Origin of the sequence: Pararobbsia alpina, assembly GCF_902859895.1 — a bacterium.
In the GTDB taxonomy this organism is placed as follows: domain Bacteria; phylum Pseudomonadota; class Gammaproteobacteria; order Burkholderiales; family Burkholderiaceae; genus Pararobbsia; species Pararobbsia alpina.
Genome location: NZ_CADIKM010000081.1, coordinates 1 through 10,529, shown reverse-complemented (window position 1 = coordinate 10,529; position 10,529 = coordinate 1). Strand labels below are relative to the sequence as shown.

Here is a 10,529-nt window from a genome sequence, read left to right as displayed (position 1 = left end):
TTCGGCACAGGCCAGCACGATGCGCGCTCGCAACGCCAACGCTTGTGCTGTCTTGCGCCGCATCATCAGCGCCTTCAGTTGCTTGAATTCCGATTCGCTCAGCAGGAGTTCGCGTTTGGGCCGTCCGCTCATCGCCGCCTCCTCGTAGCCGTGCCACACATAGCACTTTAGTACGCGGCGAAAATAATTCAATGAATTTGTAACTCACTCCGTGAATAGTTGCATGCCACAGTCCGTGTGGTGGATCACGAACATTCCCGGGTCCAAAGCAGCATGTAGGAGATTACCAGCGACCGGATAGCGTCGTCGCTCGCGCGCCCGCCAGCGTTACGAATCACATGCGCGTCGCCTTCAGACAGGCACGCATATCCGGCCGGATCCAACCGCGCGTCCATGCAGGTCAGGATGGCAAACCGTCTCGCGGGAGGCAAAGGAAGCTTTCCCTTGTCACCAAACTTCGAGACGTAATTCCGGTTAGCCTCTAGAACTTCATTCAGGACGGACATCGTCAGGTATCCCTATTTTTGGTGAACCAAAACCATGCTAGTTCAATACCAGTGAAAGGACGTCTGATCTTATAGAAGCAATTGCTATATGCATATCCGCTGCGGTGCTCTCCGTGCCGCGAGTTTGCGGGTTTGCTCCCCCATCGATTTCGTGAGCCAGACGAACTCCGGATTTCGGCAGATCGCTCGTCGGGTGGTTGACGAAAGACGGAATCGAGGATACTCGGCGAGCCTTCCAGGCGATGAATGGCCGCTGAATCAAAAGAACCCTGAGCGCCCGCACCCGCTTCTTGTGACATCCCAGCGGAATCGACGCGACGGCAGTCCCTGATCGGCCATGAAGCGACGTTGGCGGCATCGAGTCGAATGGCCGAACTTCAGCCCAAATCTGACGTCTGTTCAGGGAGCTCGTTCTAACGGTGCAGGATGGTCGCCCTGAAGGGCGGGCCGACGAATACTGGCGCCGGATTCGCGACTTTGAAGCGCAATGATCGCCGCGAGTCCATTGACTTAACCCGCGGCAATCACCTATCCATCATTTAACTTCGCTAGCGCAACAGGGCCACCCGACGCTAGCCAGTATCAATCGTGCGGCTGGCGGATCGCAAGGCCTCAGGTTTTGGTAGCCCGGAAGGTGATCCTCCTAAAAGGACGGGGCTCGTCGTGCACCGAACCAGCTGTCAAAGTGCCGTTGCGGTCCGAACTTTCAGAGCGAGGACATCTGAGCCGGGGCACTACCCGCGCCCAGCCTCTGACCTCGCATCAATCCTGGATAGGCGGTAGCCCTCATTCAAGACAGTTTCAATCATCGTGTCGAACTGAAGCGGGCGCAACGCATCGCGAAGGTACTTCACGTGAACATCGACGGTCCGCGCCTTTGCGTCAGGTTGATCTGTCCACACGTGCTCGAGGATCTCATCGCGCGAAAAGACCTGCTCCGGATGTAGCAAAAAAAGCCGGAGGAGCTTGAATTGCGTAGGCTTCAATGCAAGCGCCGCTTCGCGCTCGTCTCGCTTGGCAACGACCCGGTGACTCTTCAGCGACAGCGAGAGACCATTTATGTGCAGGACGTCTGGTTCGACTGTGATCGGCTTCGGGCGAAGCACGACGGCGACGCGAGCGAACAGTTCTTTGACGGAGAAGGGCTTGGCGAGATAGAAGTCCGCCCCGGCGTTGAGTGCTCGGATACAATCCGCTTCGCTCGGTCGAGCGCTTAGCATGATGACCGGCAAATCCCTCGTGCGCATAGTGGCGCGCAGCGTCCTCAGAAACGACAGCCCTGTCATGTCGGATAACATCCAATCGAGAAGGACGACGTCAGGCACCTGCACGTCGATAAGCTCCGTCGCATTCTTCACGGTAAATGCCACCGATGGCACATGCCCCGCTTCCCGGGCCTTAGTCCAGAGATATTCAGCAGCACCGTGCTCGTCTTCAACGATAAGAATGTCAGACATAAGTCATTTCATCGACGAATCGAAAAACTTTACGAGGACATCGAAAAGCATATCGGACTTAAGAATTGAGCAGTGTGCTAATAATACCAAGAACGTGATCGGTATCGAATACCCACGCGCCGTTAATCGCCCTCCAGACTCGATTGGCGCTGTCACTTTGTTTCAATCTGCAGAAGATGCGGCGCTCCCAAAAACGAGTTGAAATGATTTGTCAATGTTATTGAAAGCACTTGTTAGGTTTCTGCCCCGAAGGTTTCACTCTGTAATGGTCCAATCCCCCCAGCTTTAAAGAGTAAACGTAGAAGACATACTTCCAACAACATCCCCAGCACCCTCGAACAGCGAATCAGGAGCCAGTTACATGTTTCGTAGAGCCCTCTTGCCCATCCCGTTTGCCGCCGCACTGCTCGTGCTGAGCGCATGCGGTAGCAGCACCAACCCTGCGGCCACGCCGGCCGCCACACCTGCGGTCTCGGCCCAAGACGCGCTTCCGACGGCAACGCCGATCAAGCACTTGGTCGTGATCTACGGCGAAAACCGTTCGTTTGACCACTACTTCGGTACCTACCCGGTCGCGACGAATCCTCCGGGCGAACCGGTCTTCACGGCTGCGGCCAACACGCCGACCGTCGACGGATTGACCACGGCGCTGTTGACTAACAACCCGAATGCCACCGGTGCCGCGAACGTCACCAAGGCAACTGCCATGGGATTTCCGACCACGGATATGAATCCCTTCCGTATCGACCGTCAGCAAGCCAATACGGCCGACCAGAACCATGCCTATACGCCTGAACAGCTTGCCGAGGACAACGGCGCAATGGACGCGTTCGTAGCGAACACCGGTACGGCTTCTGCGGGGGGGTCGAATGCCTTTGGCACGGTTGCCCAGGTCATGGGCTATTTCGATGGTAACACCGTGACCGGGTATTGGAACTACGCCCAGAACTACGCGATGAGCGACAACGCGTACACGGACAGCTTTGGTCCGTCGACGCCTGGCGCGCTGGCAGTCGTATCCGGAACGACCAACGGTGCCGTGGCAGTCGTTGGCACGGCTAACACCATTCCCGACAATGCGGGCGGCCTGACACTGATTAACGACACCGACCCCGCTTATGACGTCTGCTCGTCGAAGACCAGCACGGTGAAGATGACGTCGAAGAACATCGGTGACCTGCTGAACGCGGCGAACATCACTTGGGGCAGCTTCATGGGCGGCTTCGACCTGACCGCGCAAAACGCGAACGCGAGCGTCACCTGCGGTCGCAGCACGTACTCGGCTACCCTGAACACGTCGCCGACGGATTACGTACCGCACCACAACTGGTTCCAGTACTACGCGTCGACTTCCAACTACAGCCACGCGCGCCCGAGCTCGCCCACAACGATCGGTTTCAGCAAACTGGCTGATGGCGTGACGCCGGAACCGGCAAACCACGAGTACGACTACAACGACTTCGTTACGGCAGTGAAGGCGGGTAACTATCCGTCGGTCAGCTACATCAAGGCTCCGGCGGTCGGTGACGGCCACCCAGGCAACTCCGATCCGATCGACGAACAGGAGTTTGTCGTGAATCTGGTCAACTTCATTCAGCAACAACCGGATTGGAAGAGCACTGCGGTTATCGTGACGTACGACGATTCCGACGGTTGGTATGACCATAAGTTTGCTCAACCGACGACTTCGTCCGCGGATGCGGTAACGGTCGAAACCATCAACGGCCCGACGTCCACGGTAAATTCGACGATTGCCGGTGCCGACCAAGTGTCGGGCCCAGGTACCTGCACCTCGGCAAGCGCCAAGCCGGGCGTCGGCATTACCCTTTCGCCGGTCAACGGTCGTTGCGGTCCGGGTACGCGGATTCCGTTCATTGTGATTTCGCCGTGGGTTACACCTAACACCGTGAGCCACGTGCAAATCACCCAATCGTCGGTTGTCCGGTTCATTGAAGACAACTGGCTTGGCGGCACACGTATCGGTCAAGGTTCGAACGATGCGAATGCTGGTGACATCCGCGCGCTGTTCAACTTCACAGGCAATACGGGCCCGGCTTCGACGCTCTTCCTGGATCCGACCTTAGGCACCAAGCTGTCGGCTCCGCCGGCGCAAAGCTAGTCGTCTAGTTCAACGCCGTCTCTGCACACACCGCATGATTTCTGGTGTGATATGTGCAGAGAGGCGCGAATGACGTTATCAAGCGTCGAGCCAGGCATCGTTTGCTGGCTCGACTTGTGCATTCGTTTATAGCGCTTCATTTGCTCTCACCATGACCCTTCGCTTGAACGCCGCGCTTCCGCGGCATCTGCCTGTTGGTGGTGACTCCGGTCCGGGAACCGGTCTGCGCCTTCTACGGCTCATCCTATGGGGCTTGGCTGCTGCTGTCCTAATTGCGCTTGCCTACAGCGGTTATGCGTTCGCATACCCAGAACGCATGCCCGAGAGCTTGGGGCTATTCGTCGAGAATCTGACAGGTGTCAATCATCATCCGGTGCACTTGGAGCGACCGCCGATAGCGCCGTTGAGTGCCCTCGCATTACTTGGTCAAAAGATCTTTAACGACCCCTCGCTGTCGGCTTCCGGCAAGCAGTCGTGCGCATCGTGTCACAGTCCGGACCACGCCTTCGGACCTCCAAACAATCTGTCCGTGCAGCTCGGCGGTCCGCACATGACGAATGGGGGATATCGGCCCCCGCCCTCGCTCGCCTACCTCTATCGCCAAACGCCGTTCACCATCGGGCCGGAAGTCCAGGAAGTCGACGCGGCGGTCAATCTGGATCAGGCCGCGTCGGCAGCGCAAGGCGCGCAGCGTGCACAAAAGACGGCCGGCGCAGCGACCGCCGCACCCAACATCGTGCCGCAAGGCGGTCTCTTCTGGGATGGTCGTGTGGACACCCTCCAGCAGCAGGCCTATAGCCCCATGCTGAACCCAGTCGAGATGGCAAACACAAGCGAAGCTGACATCGTACACAAACTTGAGGCGACGAAGTACCTCAACCAGTTCAAGCAGCTCTTTGGCGATAGCATCGTGCGTAGGCCGCAGCTGCTGGTGGCCGAGGCAATGTCGGCTGTGAGCCGCTATCAGACCGAGGCGCAAGGGTTTCATGCTTTCACCAGCAAGTATGACTATTGGCTGGAAGGTCGTACTCGCCTGACGCGCGCGGAACTGCATGGGTTGCAACTCTTCAACGACCAGAACAAGGCGAACTGCGCGGGGTGCCACCTGAGTCAGGTGGGCAAGGATGGATTGCCGCCGGTCTTTACCGACACGCAATATGAGGCACTCGGTGCGCCACGTAACCCTGAGCTCGTGCTCAACAAAGATCCGAAATTCTACGACATGGGAATTTGTGGCCCGTTCCGCACAGACATTTCCAAGCAGACGCAGTTTTGCGGCATGTTCCTGACCCCCACGCTGCGCAACTCTGCCTCGCGTGGCGTGTACTTCCATAACGGTGTCTACCACACGCTCAAGCAGGTGATGGACTTCTACAACCTGCGTGAAACGCATCCGGAGAAGATCTACCCGGTTGATGCCTCGGGCAAGGTTGACAAGTACAACGATTTGCCGAAGGAATACCGCGCCAATATTGATGTGGCGGACGCGCCTTTAAACCGGAAAATTGGTGACCCAAACCCGTTGACGGATACAGATATCGACGACATCATCGCCTTCGTGAAAACACTGGATGACGGCTATCCGGTCGACAGGAAATAAGCGTATCGCGGGCGTGCCAAGAAAGACCCTCGGCGCGCGCGTCTCATCTGTGTCAATGCATGGCGAGTGGTCTGGAGGTTGGTTGTGGATGTGCGGAGGCCACTGGCACTCGTGGGGTGTGTCTATTGTGTGTTCACCCAGCGTCCGCTCGTGCGGCCGAATTCCGCCGTTTCAGTCAGAACCCCTTGTATCGATGGGTGGTTTCGATAAAACGGTTGGGCAATCTGCTGGAAAGTTTCTCCTTTGTGCCAGCGCTCCCACATCAGCGCTTTCTGGCTTTCCGTGTATTGCACGGCTTTCGCCGCGACGCTCATCCAAAGCGAAGCCTGGGGCGGCTCCGGTTGCCTGTCGACTATCCGCCACAGTACACGCATTATGACAAGCGCGAACACGCACAACCCCAGCGTCTCGTGGAGCTGACGGTCGAAGTCGCGGGCGTGTGCGTATACGCGCTGCTCGGACCCTCCGGGGCCAAATGTGAAGGCGATCACAACAAAGACCGCCGTCGCCCAGTGGAAGAATTGGGCCACGGTTCCATAGCGCGCGCGGTGCACCATTCAGTCTCCCCTTCAAAAACCAAGTATGAGATAAAGGCGGCCTGCATTATTGCAGAGCAAAAGCAGCTACGATACTCCTCCCTGGATCAACAATATCGTCAGCTTACGGACACCCCATGACGAACCGATTACGGCCGATCAGCGACCACCGCGATCGGCTGGGCTCGACTGCGGATTCGACCGAATTTTTACATCGGCGCTAACATGCAGGAGCTGAAGACAGAAAGCGCGGCTTTCCGATCGACGCGATTCACGCGGCCGGTCATGGAGCAATCTGGAAGGGACAGCGCCCGTGGAACGGCGTGGCGATCCTCGCGCGAGACGCCGAGCCACGAGTCCGCGCGGGTGAGTCCGTCACTTATTCCACGTCTGGCAGACGCCGGCGTCGACGCGTGGGTACGAGATTTACCCAGTGCCAGCGATCACGCACCGACGTGGATCGATCTCGCCAGTCCTGCGAAGCGGTCGCGAGTTCGGCCTCCAGCGTGATGCGGGTGCTCTTGAATGCGTGACAGCACCCGTGCCTAGCCTTCGACGGCACGCGCCGCTTGTTCAATTGTTGTCGCGTTTTTGTGGAAGCCTTCCCATGGGTCAGATTTAAGGCTTTTCAATCGCTGGCTTGCGTCGCGCACCGTCCATTGATGTGCGGACTTGACCTCTTCAACTTCGGCCCAAGTAATCGGTATCGAGACGCCCATGCCTGGGCGGGCGCGGGCCGAATACGCCTCGGCCGTTGTCGCGCCTTTGCCGTTGCGAAGGGACTCTCAGGACCCGGCCAATCAGGCAGCAGTTGCGATCACATCGATCGACAGATTGCGTGCGCCGCCGCGAAGCGCCAGCCTCGTCGGCGTCGCCTCGCGCGGCCGAAATCAATACGGTGGGGCTCACAGTCGAGCAGGTTTGCGACAAGCTATGTCGATCGTTGCGCAGCACTGAGCTCGACCCGGAGTGGCTCGTGCCGGCGAACACTTGCAACGACGCGGACACCGCCATGTTCAGTGCGCGTCACAATGACCCCTGGCCCGAAGAAAGCGCATTTTCGCGGTTAGCCGTTTCAGTTTGCCGCGGACTTATCCCTTTAAAAAAGCGCATTTCCGGTTGTGGCGAATTTGAGACACCAGGGGAGCGGCTCATTGAAATTGAGGCTTGGCGCGGACCGCGGTCGACCGGATTGCATTGAATCGTGTACCCCGAATAGCCGTCAGCCGCCGATGACGGGATTGTTAAAATTTTATGAAAGTCCCGTTCCGAATTTGAAATGGGGATTTTCAAAATCGCCGCATTCATCGTAGTTTGGCCAAACCCTATACTCCACGCGTTCTTTCCCGAGCGATCGCCGATCGTTCAACGAGGAAGATGAACTTGGAATGGGGTGTGGTTTGATCAAGATGCGATATCTGGCCGCTGTGTCGGCCATAGTTGTGGCCGGAGCCGCACATGCGCAAAGCAGCGTCACGCTGTTCGGGATTGTCGACACTGGTCTCGTTTATCAGAGCAATGCACGCGTGACGGGCTCCACGACGCAAGGGGCGAGCTTGTATTCGATGCAAAGCGGAAACCTCTCCACGTCGCGCTTTGGCCTGCGCGGCTCGGAAGACCTCGGCGGTGGCCTGAGCGCGGTGTTCTGGCTCGAGAACGGTTTCGCCACAAACACGGGCGCCGCGAAGAACGGCGGAGACTTGTTCGGCCGGCAGTCATGGGTCGGCCTGCGCTCGAGCCAGTACGGTACGCTTACGCTCGGCCGTCAATACGATTTCATGGTCGACTACGTCGCACCCATGAGCGCGACGGGTTCGGGTTTCGGCGGCAACCTTGCCGACCACCCGTACGACAATGACAACCTGAACAACGATATGCGTCTGAACAATTCGATCAAGTTCAGCAGCGTCTCGTTCGACGGTTTCAAGGCCGGGACGATGTTTGCGTTCTCCAATGACGCAGGCCAGTTCAGCAACAATAGCGCCTACAGCATGGGCGCGAGTTATTCGTATGGCGCGTTCAATGCGGCGGCCGCGTATGTTCAGGTCAACCGTACGGCCAACCCGGCAAGCGCCAACGCCGTAGGCGCCGTGAGCACGGGCGACGGCGACGCGCTGACGACGGGCGGCAACCAACAAATCTTCGGCGCGGGTGTCCAGTACAAGTTTGGCCAATCCTCCGTCGGCGCCATCTGGACCCATTCCGTCACCTACAACGTGACGGGCATCTGGCAGGGCGGCAGCACCTCCATTGGCGCGCTCAATGGCAGCTATATCAAGTTCGACAACTTCGAACTGAACGGTCGCTATTTCGTGCACCCGAATTTCAGCCTGGGTGCGTCCTATACGTACACGACGGGCGCCTTCGGAGGAACGACGGCCGCTACGTCTGCCACTCCGCATTGGAACCAGGTGATGGCTCAGGCCGATTACCTGTTTTCGCCGACCACCGACGTATACCTGGAAGGCGTCTATCAGCGCGTCAGCGGCGGGAACGGCAACCCCGCGTTCGACGCCAGCATCTATAGTCTGGATCCCTCCTCGAATAACCAACAAGTGGTTGTCTCGGTTGGCATGAGGCATCGGTTCTAATCGGGGAGAAATCGCACCGCCCTGCAGCGCGCCGCCAGGTGTACTACAGGGCGATGGGTTTCCCGTTTGACGTGGTGCGGCGAATTGCCCACGGCCAACGGGGCGCCTCTCACGACTATTTCAAGTCTGGGGGGTAAGATCGGCCATGGACGCCCGTCGCCGCATGCAACGACATGCGGCGACAGGCGGCGACAGGCGCCGATACCTTTCTCATGACCTCGACCCCAGAAACCGCTCCGACCTCCCGGCAAGACCTCAATCAGCTCATCAGACTCCGGCAACTGATCGCCGATACGGGTGCCGACGTCCGCTTCGATTCACGCACCCGCAGCCTACGCATCTGAAGCATCGAACTACCGGCAAGTGCCGCTCTGCGTCGTCCCGCCGCGCACGATCGACGAACTCGTCGGCGCCGTGCGGTCCGCCAACGAAGCCCAGGCAGCCGTCCTGCCCCGTGGCGCCGGCACCTCCATGTGCGGCCAGTCAGTCAATACCGCCGTTGTGCTCGACCATTCGATGCACCTGAACTCCATCGTCTCGATCGACCGGGACCGGCGCCCGCGATCGTCGAGCCCGGCGTCGTCTGCGATCAACTCAATGCGGCAGCCGCGCAGCATGGCCTCGCATTCGGCCCCGATCCCGCCACCCATAGCCGATGCACCCTCGGCGGCATGATCGGCAACAACTCTTGCGGCGCAAACTCGGTGCGCGCAGGCAAAACCGCCGAAAACGTCGAACGACTCGAAGTGCCGACTGTCGACGGCGAACGCTTCTGGGTCGGACCGACCGACGACGCCACGTATCGCTCGCACCTCGCCGCGGGCGGACGCCGCGCCGACATCGTGCGCGCACTCAAGACCCTTGCCGATCACTATGCCGATGCGATCCGCACCGGCTTCCCGACCATCAAGCGGCGCGTCTCCGGCTACAGCCTCGACCAGCTGCTTCCCGAAAATGGCTCCAATATCGCGCGTGCCGTGGTCGCGCGCCCGTGGGGCTCGTACTGAGGTCGCTGTTTCGTCCCTAGCGAGGAGCCGCCCCCGCTGGACCTCTTTCTCTGCTTCTGGAGACGCGTCATGGACACCGATCGAGTCACTCCGAAAACAGTGGAGCAGTCAGCAGGGACATTGCAATCAGGTGCCGCGTCGATTGATGAGCTACGCCTCTATATTGCCGAGAGTATCGGCAACACCGAAACGTTCGATTCCTGCCGGGCCGATTATGCGGCTCGTCCCTGCTGAGCTGCGAACCAGTTTCAGATTCTGAAGGAGCTGAAGGCCGCCACTGGTAACGGGCGATATGTCTTTCCGGGTGCGCGTTCACGGCAACGTCCGCGCCAGGGCGAGACTGACCTCAGGGTAACGCCCAGAGCCAAGGTCTTTTGCTTTCCCAGATAGCGATACGCAAGCCGCCAATACTTGCCGCCGTTCGGCTGTACCAACAGGAACATGCCGTCCCCATCGGTGAGCTTGTACGGTTTGTCCTTGGGTTTGGTGTTACGGACAGTGAGATCTGTAAGGTTCATGATCGTTGGTACCAACAGGCGTTAGCGCAGTACCAACGAATATTCCATCAAGTTTTTCGGATTTAGTCGGACATCATCGGACGCCCACCCCCGGCGTCATAGTAGTTGTCGCCTCTGAAATTTCTTATCAAGAAGAGTCAGAGGTGCAGGTTGAAGGCGAGACAAACGTATTCTGTCGAGTTCAAGGAGCAGGCC

The 10,529-nt window shown here is 58.7% G+C and carries 7 protein-coding genes and 4 pseudogenes; 6 read left to right on the top strand and 5 right to left on the bottom strand.

Annotated elements, in window-relative coordinates; all coding sequences use genetic code 11:
* Positions 1-1,240: 1,240 nt before the first annotated feature.
* Positions 1,241-1,963: a winged helix-turn-helix domain-containing protein gene (locus HV670_RS28385; protein ID WP_175108287.1), complete on the bottom strand. Its 723-nt coding sequence runs from the start codon at positions 1,961-1,963 to the stop codon at positions 1,241-1,243.
* Between the two features lie 361 nt (positions 1,964-2,324).
* On the opposite strand from HV670_RS28385, the gene HV670_RS28380 reads away from it, so the two are divergent.
* Together HV670_RS28380 and HV670_RS28375 are read left to right on the top strand one after the other, a co-directional pair.
* On the top strand, positions 2,325-4,082 hold the full coding sequence (locus HV670_RS28380) for a phospholipase C (protein WP_175108286.1): 1,758 nt from the start codon (positions 2,325-2,327) through the stop codon (positions 4,080-4,082).
* A 151-nt stretch (positions 4,083-4,233) separates the two neighbouring features.
* On the top strand, positions 4,234-5,682 hold the full coding sequence (locus tag HV670_RS28375; protein ID WP_175108285.1) for a cytochrome-c peroxidase: 1,449 nt from the start codon (positions 4,234-4,236) through the stop codon (positions 5,680-5,682).
* Positions 5,683-5,826: 144 nt separating this feature from the next.
* Here the strand turns inward: HV670_RS28375 and HV670_RS31580 are convergent.
* From HV670_RS31580 to ligD, 3 pseudogenes are all read right to left on the bottom strand, one after another.
* A pseudogene (locus tag HV670_RS31580) lies at positions 5,827-5,996 on the bottom strand (IS30 family transposase); the annotation flags it as partial.
* Positions 5,997-6,239: pseudogene (locus tag HV670_RS31575) on the bottom strand (cytochrome b); the annotation flags it as partial.
* Between the two features lie 524 nt (positions 6,240-6,763).
* Positions 6,764-6,985: pseudogene (gene ligD / locus HV670_RS32110) on the bottom strand (non-homologous end-joining DNA ligase LigD); the annotation flags it as partial.
* A gap of 642 nt (positions 6,986-7,627) precedes the next feature.
* Here ligD and HV670_RS28360 point away from each other — a divergent pair.
* From HV670_RS28360 to HV670_RS28350, 4 genes are all read left to right on the top strand, one after another.
* Positions 7,628-8,809 carry a porin gene (locus tag HV670_RS28360; protein WP_175108288.1) on the top strand — a complete coding sequence of 394 codons (1,182 nt, stop codon included), beginning with the start codon at positions 7,628-7,630 and terminating at the stop codon, positions 8,807-8,809.
* 297 nt (positions 8,810-9,106) lie between these two features.
* Positions 9,107-9,484: an FAD-binding oxidoreductase gene (locus tag HV670_RS32105; RefSeq protein ID WP_343054512.1), complete on the top strand. Its 378-nt coding sequence runs from the start codon at positions 9,107-9,109 to the stop codon at positions 9,482-9,484.
* Positions 9,373-9,816, top strand: coding sequence for an FAD-binding oxidoreductase (locus HV670_RS32100; RefSeq protein ID WP_343054513.1), 444 nt, complete (start codon positions 9,373-9,375; stop codon positions 9,814-9,816). Before HV670_RS32105 ends, HV670_RS32100 begins: the two co-directional genes overlap by 112 nt.
* A gap of 69 nt (positions 9,817-9,885) precedes the next feature.
* Entirely contained in the window at positions 9,886-10,050 is a 165-nt protein-coding gene (locus tag HV670_RS28350; RefSeq protein ID WP_175108282.1) for a hypothetical protein, read from the top strand.
* 90 nt (positions 10,051-10,140) lie between these two features.
* Here HV670_RS28350 and HV670_RS28345 read toward each other — a convergent pair.
* A pseudogene (locus HV670_RS28345) lies at positions 10,141-10,334 on the bottom strand (Arm DNA-binding domain-containing protein); the annotation flags it as partial.
* Between the last annotated feature and the right edge of the window lie 195 nt (positions 10,335-10,529).